The sequence below is a fragment of the Nocardioides nitrophenolicus genome (assembly GCF_016907515.1).
Classification (GTDB): domain Bacteria; phylum Actinomycetota; class Actinomycetes; order Propionibacteriales; family Nocardioidaceae; genus Nocardioides; species Nocardioides nitrophenolicus.
Genome location: NZ_JAFBBY010000001.1, coordinates 501,098 through 521,315, shown reverse-complemented (window position 1 = coordinate 521,315; position 20,218 = coordinate 501,098). Strand labels below are relative to the sequence as shown.

Annotated in this window: 23 protein-coding genes; 8 read left to right on the top strand and 15 right to left on the bottom strand. The window is 71.6% G+C overall.

Annotated features, from left to right (window positions below; translation table 11 throughout):
* Nucleotides 1-114 precede the first annotated feature (114 nt).
* From JOD66_RS29710 to JOD66_RS02505, 5 genes are all read right to left on the bottom strand, one after another.
* Nucleotides 115-189, bottom strand: coding sequence for a 50S ribosomal protein bL37 (locus tag JOD66_RS29710; protein ID WP_370249596.1), 75 nt, complete (start codon nucleotides 187-189; stop codon nucleotides 115-117).
* Nucleotides 190-266: 77 nt separating this feature from the next.
* Complete coding sequence (locus JOD66_RS02520) at nucleotides 267-743, bottom strand: kinetochore Spc7 family protein (RefSeq protein WP_204835369.1); 477 nt, start codon at nucleotides 741-743, stop codon at nucleotides 267-269.
* Nucleotides 744-850: 107 nt separating this feature from the next.
* On the bottom strand, nucleotides 851-1,234 hold the full coding sequence (locus JOD66_RS02515) for a thioesterase family protein (RefSeq protein ID WP_204835368.1): 384 nt from the start codon (nucleotides 1,232-1,234) through the stop codon (nucleotides 851-853).
* Between the two features lie 2 nt (nucleotides 1,235-1,236).
* Entirely contained in the window at nucleotides 1,237-2,928 is a 1,692-nt protein-coding gene (locus JOD66_RS02510; protein ID WP_204835367.1) for an acetolactate synthase, read from the bottom strand.
* A 49-nt stretch (nucleotides 2,929-2,977) separates the two neighbouring features.
* A complete protein-coding gene (locus JOD66_RS02505; RefSeq protein WP_307823252.1) occupies nucleotides 2,978-3,826 on the bottom strand; it encodes a DUF2785 domain-containing protein in 849 nt (282 codons plus the stop codon).
* Nucleotides 3,827-3,945: 119 nt separating this feature from the next.
* On the opposite strand from JOD66_RS02505, the gene JOD66_RS02500 reads away from it, so the two are divergent.
* Nucleotides 3,946-5,424: a PAS domain-containing sensor histidine kinase gene (locus JOD66_RS02500; protein ID WP_204835365.1), complete on the top strand. Its 1,479-nt coding sequence runs from the start codon at nucleotides 3,946-3,948 to the stop codon at nucleotides 5,422-5,424.
* A gap of 15 nt (nucleotides 5,425-5,439) precedes the next feature.
* Here JOD66_RS02500 and JOD66_RS02495 read toward each other — a convergent pair whose 3' ends face one another.
* Nucleotides 5,440-5,694, bottom strand: a complete 255-nt coding sequence (locus tag JOD66_RS02495) for a WhiB family transcriptional regulator (RefSeq protein ID WP_038678054.1) — start codon at nucleotides 5,692-5,694, stop codon at nucleotides 5,440-5,442.
* 186 nt (nucleotides 5,695-5,880) lie between these two features.
* Here JOD66_RS02495 and JOD66_RS02490 point away from each other — a divergent pair, with 186 nt between their 5' ends.
* A complete protein-coding gene (locus tag JOD66_RS02490; protein WP_204835364.1) occupies nucleotides 5,881-6,306 on the top strand; it encodes a hypothetical protein in 426 nt (141 codons plus the stop codon).
* Between the two features lie 68 nt (nucleotides 6,307-6,374).
* Here JOD66_RS02490 and JOD66_RS02485 read toward each other — a convergent pair whose 3' ends face one another.
* The 6 genes from JOD66_RS02485 to sodN form a co-directional block, all read right to left on the bottom strand.
* Nucleotides 6,375-7,154, bottom strand: coding sequence for a hypothetical protein (locus JOD66_RS02485; protein WP_204835363.1), 780 nt, complete (start codon nucleotides 7,152-7,154; stop codon nucleotides 6,375-6,377).
* 129 nt (nucleotides 7,155-7,283) lie between these two features.
* Nucleotides 7,284-8,102, bottom strand: a complete 819-nt coding sequence (locus JOD66_RS02480; RefSeq protein WP_204835362.1) for an RNA polymerase sigma factor SigF — start codon at nucleotides 8,100-8,102, stop codon at nucleotides 7,284-7,286.
* Complete coding sequence (locus JOD66_RS02475) at nucleotides 8,099-8,521, bottom strand: ATP-binding protein (RefSeq protein WP_204835361.1); 423 nt, start codon at nucleotides 8,519-8,521, stop codon at nucleotides 8,099-8,101. Before JOD66_RS02475 ends, JOD66_RS02480 begins: the two co-directional genes overlap by 4 nt.
* Before the next feature lie 99 nt (nucleotides 8,522-8,620).
* Nucleotides 8,621-9,190: a hypothetical protein gene (locus JOD66_RS02470; RefSeq protein WP_204835360.1), complete on the bottom strand. Its 570-nt coding sequence runs from the start codon at nucleotides 9,188-9,190 to the stop codon at nucleotides 8,621-8,623.
* A 179-nt stretch (nucleotides 9,191-9,369) separates the two neighbouring features.
* Nucleotides 9,370-10,194, bottom strand: coding sequence for a hypothetical protein (locus JOD66_RS02465; RefSeq protein ID WP_204835359.1), 825 nt, complete (start codon nucleotides 10,192-10,194; stop codon nucleotides 9,370-9,372).
* A 211-nt stretch (nucleotides 10,195-10,405) separates the two neighbouring features.
* Complete coding sequence (sodN, locus tag JOD66_RS02460) at nucleotides 10,406-10,831, bottom strand: superoxide dismutase, Ni (protein WP_204835358.1); 426 nt, start codon at nucleotides 10,829-10,831, stop codon at nucleotides 10,406-10,408.
* 34 nt (nucleotides 10,832-10,865) lie between these two features.
* Between sodN and sodX the strand changes: the two genes are divergently transcribed.
* The 4 genes from sodX to JOD66_RS02440 all read left to right on the top strand — a co-directional run bounded on the left by sodX (nucleotide 10,866) and on the right by JOD66_RS02440 (nucleotide 15,213).
* Nucleotides 10,866-11,213 carry a nickel-type superoxide dismutase maturation protease gene (gene sodX, locus JOD66_RS02455; protein ID WP_372442401.1) on the top strand — a complete coding sequence of 116 codons (348 nt, stop codon included), beginning with the start codon at nucleotides 10,866-10,868 and terminating at the stop codon, nucleotides 11,211-11,213.
* A gap of 141 nt (nucleotides 11,214-11,354) precedes the next feature.
* Complete coding sequence (locus JOD66_RS02450; RefSeq protein ID WP_239545740.1) at nucleotides 11,355-12,470, top strand: NAD(P)-dependent malic enzyme; 1,116 nt, start codon at nucleotides 11,355-11,357, stop codon at nucleotides 12,468-12,470.
* 21 nt (nucleotides 12,471-12,491) lie between these two features.
* The gene (locus JOD66_RS02445) at nucleotides 12,492-13,466 is read left to right on the top strand and encodes a zinc-binding dehydrogenase (RefSeq protein ID WP_204835355.1); all 975 of its coding nucleotides are present in this window, start codon (nucleotides 12,492-12,494) and stop codon (nucleotides 13,464-13,466) included.
* Nucleotides 13,467-13,728: 262 nt separating this feature from the next.
* Nucleotides 13,729-15,213 (top strand): MDR family MFS transporter, encoded by a 1,485-nt coding sequence (locus tag JOD66_RS02440; protein ID WP_204835354.1) that lies wholly within the window; start codon nucleotides 13,729-13,731, stop codon nucleotides 15,211-15,213.
* A gap of 85 nt (nucleotides 15,214-15,298) precedes the next feature.
* Here JOD66_RS02440 and JOD66_RS02435 read toward each other — a convergent pair whose 3' ends face one another.
* The 3 genes from JOD66_RS02435 to JOD66_RS02425 form a co-directional block, all read right to left on the bottom strand.
* Complete coding sequence (locus JOD66_RS02435) at nucleotides 15,299-16,393, bottom strand: polyhydroxyalkanoate synthase family protein (protein WP_204835353.1); 1,095 nt, start codon at nucleotides 16,391-16,393, stop codon at nucleotides 15,299-15,301.
* A gap of 72 nt (nucleotides 16,394-16,465) precedes the next feature.
* Complete coding sequence (locus JOD66_RS02430) at nucleotides 16,466-17,065, bottom strand: hypothetical protein (protein ID WP_204835352.1); 600 nt, start codon at nucleotides 17,063-17,065, stop codon at nucleotides 16,466-16,468.
* A 65-nt stretch (nucleotides 17,066-17,130) separates the two neighbouring features.
* Nucleotides 17,131-17,757 carry a TetR family transcriptional regulator gene (locus tag JOD66_RS02425; RefSeq protein WP_204835351.1) on the bottom strand — a complete coding sequence of 209 codons (627 nt, stop codon included), beginning with the start codon at nucleotides 17,755-17,757 and terminating at the stop codon, nucleotides 17,131-17,133.
* A gap of 129 nt (nucleotides 17,758-17,886) precedes the next feature.
* Here JOD66_RS02425 and JOD66_RS02420 point away from each other — a divergent pair, with 129 nt between their 5' ends.
* Entirely contained in the window at nucleotides 17,887-19,050 is a 1,164-nt protein-coding gene (locus JOD66_RS02420; RefSeq protein ID WP_204835350.1) for a flavin reductase family protein, read from the top strand.
* Nucleotides 19,051-19,060: 10 nt separating this feature from the next.
* On the top strand, nucleotides 19,061-20,206 hold the full coding sequence (locus JOD66_RS02415; protein WP_204835349.1) for a fatty acid desaturase family protein: 1,146 nt from the start codon (nucleotides 19,061-19,063) through the stop codon (nucleotides 20,204-20,206).
* Nucleotides 20,207-20,218: the final 12 nt, after the last annotated feature.

The window sequence follows — 20,218 nt, the reverse complement described above, 5'->3', positions numbered from 1 at the left end:
GGCACCCGCCGCCGGATCGGCCCCTCCTGGGCTGTGGCCGCGCCCGGAGCCGGGCGCGGAGAACAGCCGAACCCCCGGACCGCGAGGGTCTCGGGGGTTCGTCGGTGCCTGCGCTCAGCTGTTGGGGCGCTTGCCGTGGTTCGCGCCCTTCTTGCGGCGCGCGCGGCGCTTGCGGCCGGTCTTGCCCATGGTTCCTCCTGAAGTCGTGAATCGAGCCATTCTCTCAGCCCGGGACCCAGCGGTGAAATCCGGGTGCTCGCGCGGGGTCAGGCCGCCGGTGGTTCGGGGAGCCGGCGGAGCACCTCGGTCAGGGTCTCCTTGATGTCGGCGAGGTCGACGGTGTGTCCGTTGACGGTCGTCTTGAGCTCGGCCACGTCGGTCTTGATGACCCCGGTATCGGCCTTGAGCTCGGCGAGGTCGACGGTGTGTCCGTTGACGGTGGTCTTGAGCTCGGCCACGTCGGTCTTGATGACCCCGATGTCGGTCTTGAGCTCGGCGAGGTCGACGGTGTGTCCGTCGACGGTGGTCTTGAGCTCGGCGAGGTCGACGGTGTGTCCGTCGACGGTGGTCTTGAGCTCGGCGAGGTCGACGGTGTGTCCGTCGACGGTGGTCTTGAGCTCGGCGAGGTCGACGGTGTGTCCGTCGACGGTCGTCTTGACCTCGGTGAGCAACTCGTAGGCGCCCGCGATGTCGTTGTGGTTCTGGTCGAGCCGCCGCTCGACGTCCTGCTGGGTTAATGCCACGAGGGTCTCCTTCGGTCCGGGCACGACCCTACGAGACCGTTCACGCCGAAGCCAGCGCGTCTCCCGAACCTGTGGACAACCTCCGGCGATCCGCCCGGGCGACGGGCTCACCCCTGCAGCCGGGCCAGGAAGCGCGCGGCGTCGACCACGACCCGGGTCACCTCGCCGGAGCCGATCAGCCGGCCCGGCCGGTCGTCGGCGCCCAGCTCTCGTGCCGAGACCGCGTAGCGCCTGAGCCGGCCGTCGGCGTACACCTGGCGGGCGGTGACCTCGATGCTGCCGCCGACCGCGGTGGCGGCGAGGTGCTCGAGGTCGACGCGGGTGCCGACGCTCGTCTCGCCCTCGCCCAGCGACGCCTCGACGGCCGCGCAGGTGGCCGCCTCGCACCAGGCGAGCAGCCGCGGCGTGCCGAGCACCGGCAGGCTGCCGGAGCCCACGGCGAGCGCGGTGTCGTCGTCGCCGACGGTGAACCTCATGGTCGCCTCGGCCATGCTCAGATCCCGAACGTGGCGCGCGGGTACGCCGCGTCGACGTCGGTGATCACGTTGACCAGGTACGGCGCGCCGGCGGCGAACGCGCGGTCCAGAGCCGGCCCGATCTGGCGGGGATCGGTGACGGTCTCGCCGGCGCCGCCGAGGGCGGACACCACCTGGTCGTACGCCGTGCGCGGGGCCAGGTCGGCGGCGACGTCGTAGCCGTAGAGCATCTGCATCGGCCCCTTCTCCAGTCCCCAGGCGGAGTTGTTGCCCATCACCATCACCACGGGCAGGTCATGGCGGACCAGCGTGTCGACGTCCATCAGCGAGAAGCCGGCCGCGCCGTCGCCGAGCAGCAGCACCACCTGGGACGACGGCCGCGCGATCCGGGCCGCGATCGCGGCGCCGAGGCCGGCGCCGAGGCAGCCGTAGGGTCCGGGGTCGAGCCAGCAGCCGGGCCGCTTCGGCTCCACGAACTTGCCCGCGAACGACACGAAGTCGCCGCCGTCGCCGATCACGACCGCGTCGTCGGCGAGACGGGGGACCAGCTCGCCGTAGATCCGGGCCGGATGCACCGGGTCGGCCTCGGCGCCGAGCAGCTCGGCGTCGCGTGCGCTCGCCGCGGCGACGGTGTCCTGCAGGAGCGTGAGCCAGGCCGAGCGGTCCGGCTGGGCCGCGCCGGCCAGCGCCTCGAGCAGCCCGTCGAGGACGGCCGTCAGGTCGCCGCTCACCGATGCCGCGAGGTCGGCGTGCCCCGACACCTGGCCGGGGGAGTCCGCGATGTGGACGACGGCGGCCGGCGCGGCGCCGTCCTTCCCGCCGAACACGCCGTACCCGAGCCGGAAGTCGAGCGGGGTGCCGACCACCACGACCAGGTCGGCCCCACCCAGCGCCGCGCCCCTGGCCTTGGTCACCAGCAGCGCGTGGCCGCCGGGGACGATGCCGCGGCCCATGCCGTTGGTGATCGCGGGCAGCCGCATCTCCTCGACCAGCCGCAGCGCGGCCTCCTCCGCGTGGTCGGCCCACACGTCGGTTCCGAGGATGAGGACCGGCCGCGCGGCGCGTGCGACCAGCCCCGCGATCCGGGCGACCGCGTCGCTGTCGGGCTCCGCGCCGCGGTCGTCGCCGAGCACCGGGACCGGCCCGGTGCCGGCGTCGAAGAAGGCGTCCATCGGTACGTCGACGTAGGTCGGTCCGCGGTGGGAGCTGCGCGCCCGCGTGAACGCGGTGTCGAAGCCCACCGCCACCTCGTTCGCCGTCATCAGCGTGGCCGCGTGCTTGGTGACCGGGCCGACGATGGGCAGGTGGTCGATCTCCTGGAGCGCGCCGCTGCCCCAGCGGTTGGCCGGTGCCCGGCCGCCGACGACGACCATCGGGGAGCCCGCGAACGAGGCCTGCGCCAGCGCGCTGACGCCGTTGGTGACGCCCGGCCCGGCGGTGAGCACCGCGAGCCCCGGCACCCGGGTCAGCTTGCCGGTCGCCTCGGCCGCGAACGCCGCCGTCTGCTCGTGGCGTACGTCGACCAGCCGCACCGGCGCGCGACCGTCGCGCTGGGCCCACTCCTGGCTGCGGACCGCGCCGTCGTACATCGGGAACACGTGGGCTCCCGACAGGGTGAACATGGTCTCCACGCCGTGGGCGCGGGCGACCTGGGTCGCGATCTCCCCGGCGTGGCCGGTGAGCTGGTCGGGGTCCGGGCTGGTGGTCACTCCCGCACCCTAGCCACCAGGTCCGCCCGAGGCAGCCGGGTCAGCCGGGTCAGCCGACGTCGTCGAGGAAGTACGGATGCACCCGGCGCAGCGAGGCGACCAGCGCCAGCAGCAGGTCGGGCCGGACCGCGGGGTGCCGCGGCGAGATGGTGAGCTGGAGGTAGAGCGCGCGCAGCACCAGCTGGGCGTTGCCGGTGGCGCGGTAGGGATCGCGGCCGCTGCGCGCCCGGGCCCGGGCGCCCTGCTCGAGGCGGACCACCCACGGCTCCAGCACGCTCAGCGGCACCCGGTCGCGACGCAGCACCTCCATCACGGCGTAGGCGATCCGGTCCGGCTCGCCGTGGACCAGGGCCGGGGTGTCGGGGTTGAGCACCCGGTCGGCGATCACGTCGAGCAGCACGGTCAGCTCGGTCATCCCGAAGTGGCGCGAGGCGGCCAGCGCGGCCAGCGCGTCGGCGCCGTGGGCGGCGGCGTGGGCCCAGCCCTTGCCGGGCACGAACCCGCGCAGGTCCCGCTCGCGGACGTACCAGGCCGCGATCCGGTCGCCCCAGTGGAGCACCTTGCTCGGGGGGAGCCGGCGGATCCGGGTGTCGCGCTGGATGCACTCGGCGAGCAGCAGCACCGAGAAGCTGCGCCGGAACACCGTGTCGGTGTCGCGCTCGCCGATGCCGGTGTTCAGCCCGGCGCACATGCCGTCGCCGAGTCCGGCCAGCAGGTCGTCGTACGCGCCGTGCTCGATCCAGGTCGCCAGGAAGGAGTACGCCATCCCGTCGCGGACCTGGGGGTCCGGGTCGCCCAGCATCTGGGTCAGCTGTGCGGTCAGGTCGCCGATCGGGTGACCGGCGGGGGGACGCCGCTCACCGTCGCGGAGGGCCTGCTGGAGGCGAGCCCAATCCACCGACACCATCAACCCACACCCTCCGGAGCAGCCGAGCCTTCATCCCCCGGGCCCATCCTGCCAAACAATGTGAAGGGACCCTAAGTCGCGGCGCTGGGCCAGGCCCTATCTTGGGGTCCGTGCCCTCCCTGTCCGCGATCGCCCGGCGTCACACCGACCTCGACGACGCGGACATCGCCTGGCTCCAGCTGATCCAGGCCGACTGGCAGGTGATCGCCGACCTGTCCTTCGCCGACCTGGTCCTGTGGCTCCCGGACCGCAACGGGGCGGGCTTCTGGGCGGGCGACCAGATGCGTCCGACCACCGGCCCGACGGCGTACGTCGACGACATCGTGGGCTCCTTCGCCGCCACCGGCAGCCGCCAGCTGGTCGACGCGGCCTTCGAGCTGGGCCGGATCGCGCGCGAGGGCGACCCCGAATGGCGCGACGACGTGCCGGTCCGGGTCGAGGCGATCCCGGTGCGGCGCGCCGGCAAGGTGATCGCGGTGATCAGCCGCAACACCAACCTGCTCGGCGTGCGCACCCCCAGCCTGTTGGAGATCAACTACCTCCAGGCCGCCACCGACCTGTCCCAGATGATCGCCGCCGGGCTGTTCCCGTCCACCGCCCAGCGCAGCGACCACGCCGACTCCCCGCGGGTCGGCGACGGCTTCCTGCGCGTCGACGCCGCCGGCCGGGTCATCTACGCGAGCCCGAACGCGCTGTCGACCTACCGCAAGCTGGGGCTGACCGGCGACCTCACCGGTCACCGGCTGCCCGACCTGACCCGGGAGCTGGTACCGCCCAAGAAGCGCCCCGACGAGGAGACGCTGAGCGCGGTCCTCGGCGGCCGGGCGCACCGCGACACCGAGCTCGGCGCCTCCGGGGGCCCCGGCGACGGCGCCGCGCTGATCGTGCGCGCGATCCCGCTGCGGCCCAAGGGCGACCACATCGGCGCGATCATCCTGCTGCGCGACGTGACCGACCTGCGCCGCCGTGACCGCGAGCTGGTCACCAAGGACGCCACCATCCGCGAGATCCACCACCGGGTGAAGAACAACCTGCAGACCGTCGCGGCCCTGCTGCGGCTCCAGGCGCGCCGGATCGGCTCGCCCGAGGCGGCCTCGGCCCTCGAGGAGGCGGTGCGCCGGGTCGGCTCGATCGCCATCGTCCACGAGACGCTGAGCCAGGCCGTCGAGGAGACGGTCGAGTTCGACGACATCGCCGACCGGCTGGCCCGGCTGGTGGTCGACGTCGGCTCGACCACCGCCCAGGTCGGCGTCCGTCGCGAGGGCAGCTTCGGCGTCCTCGCCTCGGAGGTCGCCACGCCGCTCGCGATGGTCGTCATGGAGCTGATGCAGAACGCCGCCGAGCACGGCTACGACGCGGGCGCGGCCGGCCAGATCGCGATCCAGGCGGCGCGGCACGGCACCGTGCTGGAGGTCGCCGTCGAGGACGACGGCCGAGGGCTGCCCGAGGACTTCGACCTCGACGCCGCGACCAGCCTGGGCCTGTCGATCGTGCGCACGCTCGTGGAGTCCGAGCTCGGCGGGCACCTGACGCTCGGTCGGGCGCCCGGCGGTGGCACCCGGGCAGGCTTCAGCATCCCGGTCGAGTGACCGGGAACCGGTCGGTCAGACGGGGGTGCGGACCCGGGCGCGGGCGTTGCGGCGCTTGAGCGCGCGGCGCTCGTCCTCGCTCAGGCCACCCCAGACACCGTGGTCCTGTCCCGCCTCGAGCGCCCAGGCGAGACACTGCTCGCGCACGTCGCAGCGTCGGCACACCGCCTTGGCCTCCTCGATCTGGAGGATCGCCGGGCCGGTGTTGCCGATCGGGAAGAACAGCTCCGGATCCTCGTCGAGGCATGCGGAACGGTGTCGCCAATCCATGGGTGGGGATGCCCTCTTCTTCCATTACCGGGGGTGCCCTGGAGCGGGCACGCATGAAGCCGCAAAAGTGAACGGCTTCACGATCGCTCCGGCAAGGTTTCCAAGGATTGCGTCGCGAATCAAGCAATTCGGGTGGTCTGTTGGGTCACAACCGGATGCTGGACACCGACCGCCTAGGCTGCGGCGGTGACCGAAGGGCCCCTCGACCACCCGTCCGACCACCCGTCCGACCACCCGTCCGACCGACCTCCGCAGCTCACCGTGGCCGCCTCGCTGGCCGCGGTCCAGGGGCTGGTGCTGCTCATCCTCGCGATCCTGGAGCTGGCCAGCGTGTCCTCCGAGCGGCTCGGGTTCGGCCTGTCGACCGCGGTCTTCTTCGCGGCGTACGGCGTGGTGCTGGTCGGCGCCGCCCTCGCGCTGTGGCGCCGCCACGGCTGGGCGCGCGGCCCGGTGCTGATCACCCAGCTGATCGTCCTCGGTCTCGCCTGGAACCTGCGCGAGGAGCTGCTCGTCGCGCTCGGGCTGGCCGCGGTGGCCCTGGTCGTCGTGGCCGCGGTGCTCCACCCCGCCACCATCGCGGCACTGGAGGACCGTCCCGGCGACGACGAGTAGCCCTCCCGAGAACGCCGACGGCCCGATCCCCCCGAGAGGGGACCGGGCCGTCGCTGGGTCGTGGGCGATCAGTCCGCCACGGTCACCGTGATGTAGTTCGACGAGAAGTAGTCGTCGTAGCCGGCGTCCTTGGTGTAGTACGCCTGGAACTGGTACTGCCCGTTGGGCAGGCCCGCCTTGAGGGCGCTGCCGGTGCCGCCGTTGATGACGGCCGAGCAGAAGCCGGTGGTGAAGTTGAAGGTGCCGTTGGCCGGGTTGATGCTCGCGAAGCGCAGCAGGTACGGCGACGACGAGCCACCGGCGGCGTTGCCGTTCTGGTAGACGTCGACGTAGCCCGAGGTCGCCGGGGCGCCCTTGTACTTCACGCTGCCGGACAGCTGGGTGCTCTTCTTGGTGTACGGCGAGCGGAAGTCGCTGCGGAAGCAGCTCACCGCGGTGGTGCTGAGGGTCATCGCCGAGTCGTAGACCTCGAACTTGGTCTTGCCCTTGCGGCCCTTGAACTTCGCCTTGACCTTGTAGTGGCCGGTGCCGAGGGCCGGCACGACGTACTTGGCCTTGCCCTTCTTGACCTTGGCCTTGCCCTTGATCACGGCGCCGTTGTCGCCGGTGATCGTGTACTTGACCTTGCCGGAGCCCCTGAGGCCCTTGGACGTGAGGACCAGCTTGCTGATGCCGGGCTGGACGCCGGGGGCCGACTTCTTGATCTTGAACTTGCCGGCCTTGACCTTGGCGGCCACGACGGCGGTGTCAGCGGTGGCCGGGGCCGCCGCGGCGGTGGACGTCAGGGCGGGCGTGGCGAGCGCGAGCGAGGTGATCGCGATGACGCCAGCGGAGACGAGCCTGCGCATGGGAGGAGCTCCTTCGGGAAGGACCGATCCCCTGCATGGACGAGGTCTCTGGAACCGGTCAAGAGTCGAGACGCAGGGGTTCCTGCCCCGGACCGTTCCGGGTAAACACCGCTTCGGCGACGGAGTGGCTCAGGCCTCCGACTCGAGCGACTCGCGCAGCTGGGCGAGGGTGCGGCTGAGCAGCCGGGAGACGTGCATCTGGGAGACGCCGATCTCCTCGGCGATCTGGGACTGGGTCATGTTCTTGAAGAACCTGAGCAGCAGGATCTTCTTCTCCCGCGGCGGCAGGTTCTCCAGCAGCGGCTTGACCGACTCGCGGATCTCGACGTGCTCGAGCGCCTCGTCGTCGACGCCCATCGCGTCGAGCATGCTCTGGCCGCTGCCACCGTCGGAGTCGTCGTCGGTGGCGTCCAGGGACAGCGTGGAGTAGGCGTTGCTGGACTCCAGGCCCTCGACGATCTCCTCGACCGAGCAGCCGATCGCGTCGGCGAGCTCGCGCGGCGTGGGGGAGCGGCCCAGCGACTGGGTGAGCTCGGCGGTGCTGGCGCTGATCTGCATGCGCAGCTCCTGCAGCCGCCGCGGCACCCGGATCGCCCAGCCCTTGTCGCGGAAGTAGCGCTTGATCTCGCCGATGATCGTCGGTGTCGCGTACGTCGAGAACTCGACCCCGCGCTCGGTGTCGAAGCGGTCGACGGACTTGATCAGGCCGATGGTGCCGACCTGCACCAGGTCCTCGTAGGGCTCGCCGCGGTTGCGGAAGCGGCGGGCGCAGTGCTCGACGAGCGGCAGGTGGAGGTGGACGAGGGAGTCACGGGCCACCTCGCGCTCGGCGGGGGAGGCGTCCTCGTCGCGCAGGACGACGAAGAGCTCCGCGCTGCGCTTGCGGGTCACCTCGACGTTCGTCGGCGTGCCGCGCTGGCCGCCGCCCCGAGACAGGTCGGTGGTCATGACGCGAGCGAGGACCGAACGAGGAGACGGACGGAGTAGCGCCCGGCCACGGCGTCGATCGCGGCCTCGTCGGCGAGGGTCGCGAGGACCTGCCAGCCGAAGCTCTCGTAGTCGGGAGCGGAGGGAGCCGCGGCGTCGGCGGCGATGGTGAGTGCCAGCTGGTTTCCCCCCAGCTGGAACCGGCAGTCGAGGACGGCGTCGGGGTCGGCCTCGTCGAGCACCATGGCGGCCGCCTCGGACACCGCGATCCGCAGGTCCTCGATGTCGTCCATGGTGAAGTCCAGGCGGGCCGCGAGGCCGGCGGTGAGGGTGCGCAGGACCGAGGCGTAGGCGCCGTCGGCCGGCAGCCGCAGCTCGACCTCGTCGGGGCGGTCGGCGGCCGTCGTACCGTCGACAGCGGGGCTGCTCGTCTCCGACATGCCGCATCCTCCAGGGTGGCGTGGGAAAACCGATCGGGACGACCCTACGCCAACGGCCGTGTCCCGGAGGACACGGCCGTTGGACGGGGACGGGTCGCGTCAGGGACGCAGGTCGCCGAGACCCAGCAGGTCGAGCAGGCCGGTCTGGTCGAGCAGGTCGAGAACGGCCTCGAGACCGAGCGAGTCGAGCAGGAAGCCGAGGCCCAGCTGGTTGAGCGCGTCGCCGACGTAGTCGAGCAGGTTGTCCTTGTCCGGCTTCGAGGTCGGCAGCGGGACGCCGTTGCCGGCCAGGCAGGAGGCGTACAGCACCTGGGTGCCGCTGACGGCCTTGGCGGCGTTGGCGCGCAGGATCTTGGTCTTGCGGATCTTGCGCTTGGCCTTGTTGAGCTTCTTGGTCAGCTTCTTGACCTTGGCCGCCTGGTGGTGCCGCTTGGCCTTCTTGATCTTCTTCTCGAGCTTGAAGATCTTGGTGGCGAGGTTCTGGATCTTGATCCGGGCCGCGGACCGGGTGGCGGTCGCGATGTCGACGGCCTTGGCCTGGGCGACGCAGTCGACCGCGCGCTCGGTGGTGGCGGCTGCCGGGGCGGCCGAGGCCACCGGAGCAGCGGCCAGCGTGAGGCCGAGTGCGACGGCGACGCCGAGGATCAGTTTGAGCAGGGCTCGATTCATGCCGGTTTCTCCCTCAGGTGAAGTCGACAGCCGCTCGCCCCCCATAGGCGACAGCCGAGAATCGGCCGGACGCATGGGACGCCCGGCTCGGGGGTCACCCTAAGGCATGGAGGCACCCCGGCAACGAAGAACCCCGGGACGTCGGTCCCGGGGTCCTGTCGTTGCTCAGTCGGACGTTGTCAGCACAGTCCGGGGAGGGGCAGGCCGAGCGAGCACAGCGGGTTGCCGCCGCCCGCACCGGGCAGGCCCGGCAGGCTGGGCAGGCCGGGGATGCTGGGCAGTCCGCCCGGCAGTCCGCCGCCCAGCGTCTTGAGGATGGTGTCGAGCAGGTCGAGGACCGGGTCGAGCGCGTCCACGGCCGTGCCGAGGCCGAGGTTGGACAGCGTGGCCCGGAGGATGTCGACGAGACCGGTCGGGTTGGTGAGACCGGCCTTGAGGGCGTCGCAGAGGGGCTTGGCCTCGGCCGGGGCCATCGCGCAGAAGGTGTCGAAGGTGGTCATCAGCGGGTCGAGCGCGCTGCCGAAGGCGTCGCAGAGCGGCTGCAGCTGGGGCACCAGGTCGCACAGCGCCTGGACCGGCAGCTCGGGCGTGGCCGGCGGGGCCGCGTTGGGCCGGCCCTTGCAGGTCGCGTACGCCGCGTAGGCGCCGTTGTAGGCGGCGACGGTCTGGTTGCGGTACGCGATGCCGGCCCGCTTGGCCTTCTTCGCCTTCTTGAGCTTCTTCTTGAGCTTGGTGATCTTCTTGGCCGGCGCGTGGTGCTTCTTGGCCTTCTTGAGCTTCTTCTTGAACTTCTTGACCTTGGCGTCGGCCGCGGCGACGTAGGCGTTCGCGGCACCGTAGTTGTTGTACGCCTTGGTGAGCGCCTGGCCCTGCGCGGAGCAGTCCGCCGCGGGCTCCTGCCGCGCCGGCGCGGCCGGGGCCGCCGACGAGACGGACGCCGTCGTGAAGGTCAGGCCCAGTGCTACCGCCAGGCCGATGAACATCTTGAAAAGGGCGCGATGCATCGCGGCTTCTCCCTCCGGATGGTGTGGTCCCCCCGACCGCGTGCTCCCTGGTCGGTTGGTGATGTCGGTCCGGGCAACGACTTGCCCGACTCCGCGTCACGCTAAGGGACCTCGTCCTCCCATGGGGCCGAAATCACGAAGCCGCACGTCAAATGGACGTGCGGCCCGTGAGCTCTGGGCCCTCTGGCCCGGAATGACTAGTCCTTCTGGATCAGCCCTTCTTCGTCGCCCAGAAGATCTCGGCGATCTCGTCGATCTTCGCCAGCAGCTCGTCGGCCTTGGCCGGGTCGAGGGTGCCCTTGGTGCCGGTCGCGCCGGCGAGCTTGGTGGCCTCGTTGACCAGGGTGTGGAGCTGCGGGTAGGCCTCGAAGTGCGGGGGCTTGAAGTAGTCGGTCCACAGCACCCAGAGGTGGTGCTTGACCAGCTCGGAGCGCTGCTCCTTGATCAGGATGGCGCGGGTGCGGAAGTCGGGGTCGTCGCTGTCGAGCGCCTTGGCGATGACGGCCTTGATCGACTCGGCCTCGATCCGGGCCTGGGCCGGGTCGTAGACGCCGCAGGGCAGGTCGCAGTGGGCGGAGACCTCGACGGTGGGGGCCACGAAGGCCGCGCGAAGCGAGTCGGCGATACGGGAGAACATGTCGGTCCTCTCAGAGAGTCAGTCGGGTAGGGAAATGCTGCCTGCGACACTACTCGGCATGGATCGCGCGGCAACGGGAGGTCGGCCCCGCGTGGGACTCGCCGTCGTCCGCGGCGACTCCATGCGGCCCACGCTGCGGCCCGGCGAGCGGCTCCTGGTGTCGTACGGCGCCCGGGTGCGACCGGGCCGGATCGTGGTCGCACGCTTCGCCGACGGCACCCTCGCCGTCAAGCGCGTGGCCGAGCGCCGGGGGAGCGGCTGGTGGCTGCTCAGCGACAACCCGGACGCCGGCGTGGACTCCCGGCACCGGGGTGCCGTGCCGGACGCGGACGTGGCGGGCGTCGTGCGCGGCCGGGTGTGGCCCCGGCCGCGGCTGCTGTGAACCGGCCGCTGTGACCTGTCCCATGCGGACACCGCGCTGTGTCGCGCGGACGGTGTGAAAGGATGGATGACCGTGGCTGACGTTCCTTCCCCCCACCCGCGCGCGGGTGAGCCGGTCTTCGATCTGCACCTCGGCGGGAAGATGGCGACCGTACCCACGGCCGATGTCAGCACCCGCGACCAGCTGTCGCTGGCCTACACCCCCGGCGTCGCCGAGGTCTGCGAGGCCATCGCGGCCGACCCGTCGCTGACCCGTCACTACACCTGGGTCCCCAACACCGTCGCCATCGTCACCGACGGCACCGCCGTGCTCGGCCTCGGCGACATCGGCCCCGCCGCCGCGATGCCGGTGATGGAGGGCAAGGCCGTGCTGTTCAAGCAGTTCGGCGGCGTCGACGGCGTGCCGATCTGCCTGGCCACCACCGACGTCGAGGAGATCATCGAGACCGTCGTCCGGCTCGCGCCGAGCTTCGGCGGCATCAACCTCGAGGACATCTCGGCGCCGCGCTGCTTCGAGATCGAGGACCGCCTCAAGGAGGCCCTCGACATCCCGGTCTTCCATGACGACCAGCACGGCACCGCCGTCGTCACGCTGGCCGCCCTGGTCAACGCCCTCAAGCTCACCGGCCGCAACGCCGAGTCGACCCGCGTGGTCATCTCCGGGGCGGGCGCAGCCGGCGTGGCGATCGCCAAGATCCTGCTCGCCGCGGGCGTCAAGGACATCGCGGTCACCGACCGCAAGGGCGTGGTCAGCTCCGACCGCACCGACCTGACGCCGTCGAAGAAGGCGCTCGCCGAGCTCACCGCCGACCAGTGCGGTCGCCGCGGCAGCCTCGCCGAGGCGTTCGATGGCGCCGACGTCTACATCGGCGTCTCCGGCGGCACGGTGCCCGAGGAGGTCGTCGCCACCATGGCCGACGACGCGATCATCTTCGCGATGGCCAACCCCAACCCCGAGGTGCACCCCGAAGTCGCGCACCGCCACGCGCGGGTCGTCGCGACCGGGCGCTCCGACTTCCCCAACCAGATCAACAACGTGCTGGCCTTCCCGGGCATCTTCCGGGGCGCCTTCGACGTGCACGCCAGCGCGATCACCGAGGGCATGAAGGTCGCCGCGGCCGACGCGCTCGCCGCGCTCGTGGGCGACGACCTCGCGGAGGACCTGGTCATCCCGTCGCCGTTCGACCCGCGGGTCGGGCCGGCGGTCGCCGCCGCTGTGGCCGAGGCCGCACGACGAGACGGTGTCGCGCGGGTCTGATCCCCCGATAGCGTCGGCACCATGTTCGCTGTCTACGCCGACTCCTTCGCCAGCTCCGCCGACGACCCGCTGACCGGCCTCGTGCTGGGCGAGCGCCCCGACCCGGTCGCCCCCGAGGGCTGGACCACCGTCACCGTGAAGGCCGCCTCGCTCAACCACCACGACCTGTGGTCGCTGCGCGGAGTGGGACTCAAGGCCGAGGCGCTGCCGATGATCCTCGGCTGCGACGCGGCGGGCTACGACGAGGACGGCAACGAGGTCGTCGTCCACGCCGTCGTCTCCGACCCGGACTGGACCGGCGACGAGACCTTCGATCCGCGCCGCTCACTGCTCTCCGAGCGCCACCAGGGGACCCTGGCCGACCAGGTGATCGTGCCGCGGCGCAATGTGGTGCCGAAGCCCGCCTCGCTGTCCTTCGAGGAGGCCGCCTGCCTGCCGACGGCGTGGCTGACGGCGTACCGGATGCTGTTCACGCAGGGCGGGCTCAAGGCCGGCGACACGGTGCTGGTGCAGGGCGCCGGCGGTGGCGTCGCGACCGCGCTGATCGCGCTCGGCCGGGCCGGTGGGCTGCGGGTGCTCGCGACCTCGCGCGACGAGGCGAAGCGGGCCAAGGCGCTCGAGCTGGGCGCCCACGAGGTGTTCGAGTCGGGAGCCCGGCTGCCCGAGAAGGTGGACGCGGTGATGGAGACGGTCGGTCGCGCGACCTGGTCGCACTCCATCCGCGCGCTGCGTCCGGGCGGCCGGATCGTGATCTCCGGTACGACCTCGGGCCCGAACCTCGACGACGCCGAGCTGACCCGGATCTTCTTCCTCCAGCTCAGCGTCGTCGGCTCCACCATGGGCACCCGCGGCGAGCTGGCCGCGCTGGTCAACCTGCTCGACAGCACCGGCGTGCGGCCCGTCATCGACCGGGTGCTGCCGATGACCGAGGCGCGCGACGGCTTCGCCGCGATGGCCAGCGGCGACGTGTTCGGGAAGATCGTCTTCACGCGCTGAGGCGGGCTGCAGGCTGAGGCGGGCGCCATGGCGGGGCTCGGGTTGGTGACCCCTTTTAACCATTGGCGGGAATGACTGTCGGTGCTGGACGATTGACTCCTGTCAGCGCCCGATGGGGCGGGCCGATGAACTTCCTCGGTCCGCCGTGTCGAATCGGGGACGGCTGGTTCGTCGTACGAATGAAGCGACGGCCAGCCCGAGCCACCCGGCGTCCCAGGGTCGGCCACCGCCAGCCCCTGCCACCCAACCGATAGGACCTGTCATGACTGCGCCCTCCGGACCCGCTGAGACCGGCGACATCGCCGCGTTCGAGCAGGAGTTCACGAGCGCCCCGGCGACCCCGGGACGGACTCCGCTCGTCATCAAGCTGCTGGTCGCGGCGACCTTCGTCGTGATCCTCAACGAGACCACCCTGGTCAACGCGGTCCCTCGGCTGATGGAGGACTTCCGCATCACCGAGACCACCGCCCAGTGGTCCCTGACCGTGTTCATGCTGACCATGGCCGCGGTCATCCCGGTGACCGGCTGGTTCCTCCAGCGGGTGACCACGCGCACGGCGTACGCCACCGCGATGATCACCTTCAGCGTCGGCACCCTGGTCGCGGCGGTGGCCCCGACCTTCGGCGTGCTGCTCGTCGGCCGGGTGGTCCAGGCGGGCGGCACCGCCGTGATGATGCCGCTGCTGATGACGACCCTGATGACGGTGGTCGCCGCCGAGGACCGGGGCCGGGTGATGGGTCAGGTCACGCTCGCCATGTCCTGCGCCCCGGCGCTGGGCCCGGCGGTGTCCGGCATCCTGCTGCACTTCGGCTCGTGGCGGCTGATCTTCGCGGTGGTGCTCCCCATCGCCGTCCTGGTCGGCTACGTCGGCCTGCGCCAGCTCGAGAACGTCGGCGAGACCAACCGCAGCCCGATCAGCTGGCTCAGCGTGGTGCTCGCGGCCGGCGGCTTCAGCACCTTCGTCTTCGGGCTGAGCAAGGTCGGCAACGCCGACTGGCCCGAGCCCGCGCTGCTCATCGCCGGCGGCGTCGTGCTGATCGCGGCCTTCGCGCTCTACCAGCTCCACCTGCAGCGCTCGGACCGGCCGCTGATGGACCTGCGCACGCTCAAGGTCCGCAACTTCACGGTCTCGCTGATCCTGATGTCGGCCGGCTTCATGGCCTTCCTCGGCTCGATGCTCCTGCTGCCGCTCTACTTCCAGAACCTGCGCGGGCTCAGCGAGCTGCAGACCGGCCTGCTGGTCATGCCCGGTGGCCTGGCAATGGGCCTGCTCGGCCCGCAGGTCGGCAAGGTGTTCGACCGGATCGGCGCCCGCCCGCTGGTGATCCCGGGCTCGGTCGCGATGGTGGCGCTGCTGTTCGCGCTGAGCCGGATCGGCGTCGACACGCCCTACGTCCTGCTGGTCGCGCTCCACGTCGCGCTGATGGCGAGCCTGGCCACCATCTTCACGCCGGTCTTCACCATCGGCCTGGGCGACCTTGCGCCGCAGCTGTACTCCCACGGCAGCTCGCTGCTCGGCACGCTCCAGCAGGTCGCCGGCGCCATCGGCACCGCGCTGCTGGTCGTGATCATGACCAACCGCAGCGAGAGCCTCGCCGAGTCCGGGAGCTCACCGGCCGACGCGTTCATGGGCGGCCTGCAGTGGGCGTTCTTCGCGGGTGCGGTGATCGGTGTCGTGGTGATCGCGATGTCGCTGCTGCTGCCGGCCAAGGCCGACACCCCGGCGGGTGCTCACGGCGGGCACTGACCGCTCGGCGTGGGGTGCAGGAATCGCCGGTCGACCGGCGATTCCTGCACTTGTCGGGCGTTGCAACGCCCGACAAGTGACAGAACTACGCGTCAAGTGTGGCCGATGAGGCTGGAGCGACCTCATCGAGGAACGCGTCGAGCAGCGGCCAGCTGACCTCGGCGGCCTTCGGGCCGGCGACCAGGCCGAGGTGGCTGAGGCCGTCGGCCGCGGCGTACCGGGCGCCGGGTACGACGTCCACCCCGGCCCGCACGGCCGGCCCGTCGGCGATGTTGTCGGTCCGGCTGCCGACGAACAGCACGGGCGTGCGGACCTCGCCGAGCCGGATCTCGCGCTTGCGGCTGAGCCGCACGGTGCCGGTGGCCAGCTCGTTGCGCACCATCAGCCGAGTGTGGATCTGGTGGTACGCCCGGCCCGGGTAGCCCGGCATCTCGCCGATGAAGTCGTCGATGGCGCTGGTGCGGGCCAGGGCCTCGGTGTCGAGGATGTTCCTCGCCAGGTGTACGGCCTTGGTGAGCTCGCGCTTGGGCGCCATCGCCCGGTAGCTGGCGCGCACCAGGTGCCGGGGTACGCCGCCGAGGGCGGCGGTGGGCGCGGTGACGGCGCGGCTGCCGAGCAGGCGGTCGGCGACGACCAGCGGCTGGACGGCCGGGACCTGCGCGTAGTCGATGGGCGTGCCGAAGGCGGTCAGCGACGTGATCGGCAGGTCGGGGTGGGCGGCCGCGGTGAGCAGGCTCAACGTGCCGCCGAGCGACCAGCCGACCAGGTCGACGCCGTCGGCGTGGTCCCCACCGGCGGCGTGGTCGGCCAGCACGGCGCGGATCGCGGTCGGGAGGATGTCGTCGACCCAGGCCTCGAAGCCCATGCCGCGGTCGGCGAAGGTGATCCGCCCGTAGTCGACGAGGTACGTCGCCCGCCCGGCCTCCAGCAGGTGGGCGGCGAGGCTCTGGCCCGGGCGCAGGTCGAAGCAGCGCGCGGAGACGGCCAGCGGCGGGACGAGCAGCACCGGGCGGGCCGCCCGGGCGGTGGTGGTCCGGTCGTAGCGCACCAGCCGCCGGTGCGGGGCGTCGCAGAGCACGGTGGCCGGGAGGCCGTCGTACTGCTCGACGCCGTCGCCGAGGGGGGAGATCGCCCAGGCGTTGCGGGCGGCGGTGCTCAGGAGGTCGGTCGCGGTCGGCACCGCGACATGGTGACTGCCGGGTGGACCGGGCGTCCATCGAACGTGACGAGCGTGACGCTCATCCGATTGCGGTCACCAGCAGGGGACGATGTCCTGTGCGCCGGCCACGCCGTCGAAGACCTCCATCAGGGTGCCCCGCATCGTGCGGACCTGCGGGTCGGCCCACGCCATCGTGGTGTCGGCCGGGCCGCCGTTGCCGGCGATGGTGACCTTGCGGGCGGTGACGTGAAAGACGACGCGGTGGGCGTTCGTGCCGGGGAAGCAGGCCGAGGCGCGGTGCTTGGTCGCGGCGGTGGCCTGGTCGATGCCGCTGCCGGCCGGGACGCCCTTGTAGCGCAGGGCGACGATGGCCTGGAAGCCGGACGGGTGCGGCGAGGCCGCCTCCCAGGTGCCGGTGATCCCGATCGACAGCCCGTGGGTCCGGCTCGACGGCACCACGAAGACGACCTTGCCGTCGCGCACCGGGCGCGTCTTGCTGGCCCACCAGCGCTCGCGCAGACCCTGCTGGACGAAGACCTGGCAGCCCTCGCAGTCGGCGACCTTGACGACGACCCGGGTGCGGCCGGCCGCCGCCGAGGCCGGCGTCGCGACGAGGAAGGTGGCGAGCAGGCCCGCGACGAGGGCGAGGACGGCGGCGACGGCGGGGGAGGTGCGGCGGGCCGGGACGGTCATGGGGTGCTCCTGGAGGTGGGGGACGGTCCATCTGGAAGACGCGTGCGCACCCCGCCGGGGTTGCCTCACGTCGTACGCGAATGCCAGTTGCGGGCGCCGACCAGCATCATCCGCAGCTGGGTGCGGGCGGCGTCGGCGATCCGCTCCTCGGCGGCGGAGCCGGGCTCGGTGCCGAGCAGGCGCTCGGCGGTGGTGACCATGGAGCCCACGATGAGCTCGGAGAGGACCTGGAGGTCGCGCTCGGACCAGGTGTCGGTGCCGGGCAGGTGGGCGATGTCGGTGGCGAGCTCGCGTTCGGCGAGCTCGATGCCGCGGGCGATCGCCGTACGGACGGCGGCCGGCCCGGCGAACCGCTCGCGGGCGATGAAGCCGTAGTGGGCGTGGTCGTGGCGGACCTGCTCGACGAGCACCGCGACCGAGCCGTCGATGATCGTCGCCGCGTCCTCCCCGGCGGTGTGGCGCAGCTCGCGCAGCAGCGCGCGGAGGGTGTCGAGGGACTCCTCGACCAGCGCCAGGCCGAGGTGCTCGATCGAGGGGAAGTGGCGGTAGAAGGCGGTCGGCACGATGCCGACCTCCTTGGCGACCTGCCGTAGCGAGATCGCGACCAGGGTGGAGTCCTCGGACAGGTCGAGCGCCGCGTCGAGGATGGCGCGGCGAGTCCGCTCCTTCTGCTCCACGCGGGTCTGGGCCATGGCCCGATCCTACGTGAGTGTACATGTGTGCACTGTCACGTGGTCGGGTCGTTGACCAATGCTGGGCCGACGGGAGAGAGTTTCGGAGTACGGATGTACACCCAAACTTCCGCCAATGAAGGAGGCGCGATGTCCGCGCTCATCTCTCCGCCGGTCTCCGGCGGCGCGGGTCCGCTGGTCGGCCGGCTGCTGCGCTCGCGGCTTGCCGCGGCACTGACCACCCCGCACGGCGTCGACCGGTATCTCGAGCGGCTCAACCCGATGTGGGCGGCGCACGAGGTGCGCGCCCGCGTCGTCTCGGTCCACCGCGAGACCAGCGGGACCGACTCCGCCCCGGTCGCCACGCTGACCCTGCAGCCCACCAGCACCTGGCGCGGCCACCGCGCCGGCCAGCACGTTCTCGTCGGCGTCGAGCTCCCCGGCTCGGCCAAGCGGCACACCCGCGCTTTCTCCATCTCCTCGGCCGCGTCGGCGCCGGGGGAGCGGTTCACGCTCACGATCCGAGCGCACGTCGAGGGCCAGGTGTCGTCGTACCTCGTCCGTGAGGCGCAGCCCGGCACCTTGCTCCACCTCAGCCAGGCGCAGGGCGAGTTCACCCTCGTCGAGAGCCCGGCGACGCCGACGATCAGCCGGCTGCTGTTCATCACCGGTGGCTCCGGCATCACCCCGGCCATGTCGATGGTCCGCACCCTGCTCCGCGACGGGTACGACGGCCACGCGGGCCGCAAGGTGACCTTCCTGCACTTCGCCCGCAGCCCCGAGGACCAGATCTTCGCCGACGAGCTCGCCGCGATCGCCGCGGCCGACAACGGCGTCGACGTCCACCTGCGCTACGGCGACCAGCTGTTCAGCGAGTTCGAGCTGCGCCGCCTGGTGCCGGACTTCCGCGACACCGACACCTGGCTGTGCGGCCCCGCGGGCCTCGTCGAGCTGGTCAAGAACGCCTACGCCGACCCGGCAAGCAGGGAGCTCTCGCCACGGCTGCGGATGGAGTTCTTCAAGCCCGCCGTCGCCCGGGCCGCTGCTCCGGGCGAGGAGGTCGCGGGCGAGGTGTCGTTCACCCGCTCGGGAGCGACCGCCGCCGCCACCGGCGCCAGCCTGCTGGAGCAGGCCGAGGAGCTGGGGCTGAAGCCGGAGTTCGGCTGCCGGATGGGCATCTGCTTCTCCTGCACCCGCACCAAGACCGCCGGCACCGTCCGCAACGTCCTCACCGGCGAGGAGTCCTCCCTGCCGGACGAGGAGATCCGCATCTGCGTCACCGCCGCCGCCGGTGACTGCCACATCGACCTGTGAGGAGACTCCCATGAGCACCGAGACCCTGAGCACCCCCCTGGCCGACGAGAAGTACCACGGCCTCACCGCCGAGCAGATCGAGCAGCTCGGAACCGAGCTCGACGCGCTGCGCCAGCGGGTCCTCGCCGACCTCGGCGAGGCGGACGCGGCGTACCTCCGCAAGGTGGTCACCACCCAGCGCAAGATGGAGATCGCCGGCCGCGCGCTGTTCTACCTGCCCGTCGTCGGCTGGCTGCCGGCCGTCGCCTGCCTGAGCGTGTCGAAGATCCTCGACAACATGGAGATCGGGCACAACGTGATGCACGGTCAGTACGACTTCCTGGGCGACCCGGCGTTCAACTCGCGGATGTTCGACTGGGACACCGTGTGCCCCGGCGAGCAGTGGAAGTACAGCCACAACTACATCCACCACACGTTCACGAACATCGTCGGCAAGGACCGCGACGTGGGCTACGGCATCCTGCGGATGGACCCCGACCAGAAGTGGCACCCCTACTACCTCGGCAACCCGCTCTACGCGTTCTTGCTGATGACCTTCTTCGAGTGGGGCGTGGCGCTGCACGACCTCGAGGTCGAGAACATCGTGTCCGGAAAGCGCAAGCTGTCCGACAACAAGCCGCTGTACCCCGGCCTGATCCGCAAGATCCGGCGCCAGGCGGTCAAGGACTACGTCCTGTTCCCCGCGCTCACCGGCCCGCTCTTCCCGCTGACCTTCGCCGGCAACGCGGTCGCCAACCTGGTCCGCAACGTGTGGGCGTTCAACATCATCTTCTGCGGCCACTTCCCGGCCGGCGTCGCGTCCTTCTCCGAGGAGGAGACCGCGAACGAGACCCGCGGCCACTGGTACCTGCGCCAGATGCTCGGCTCGGCCAACATCAAGGGCGGCAAGCTCATGCACCTGATGAGCGGCAACCTCTCGCACCAGATCGAGCACCACCTGTTCCCCGACCTGCCGGCCCGCCGCTACCCGGAGCTGGCCGTCGAGGTCCAGGAGATCTGCGAGCGCTACGGCCTGCCCTACAACACCGGTCGACTGCACCAGCAGCTGTGGAGCGTCTTCAAGAAGATCTGCCGCTACTCGCTGCCCGGCGGTGACGCGAAGGTCGCGCCGGTCCGCGGCCCCGGGACCGTGACCGAGGACTCGTTGGCGGCCTGAGCCCGCGCGGGG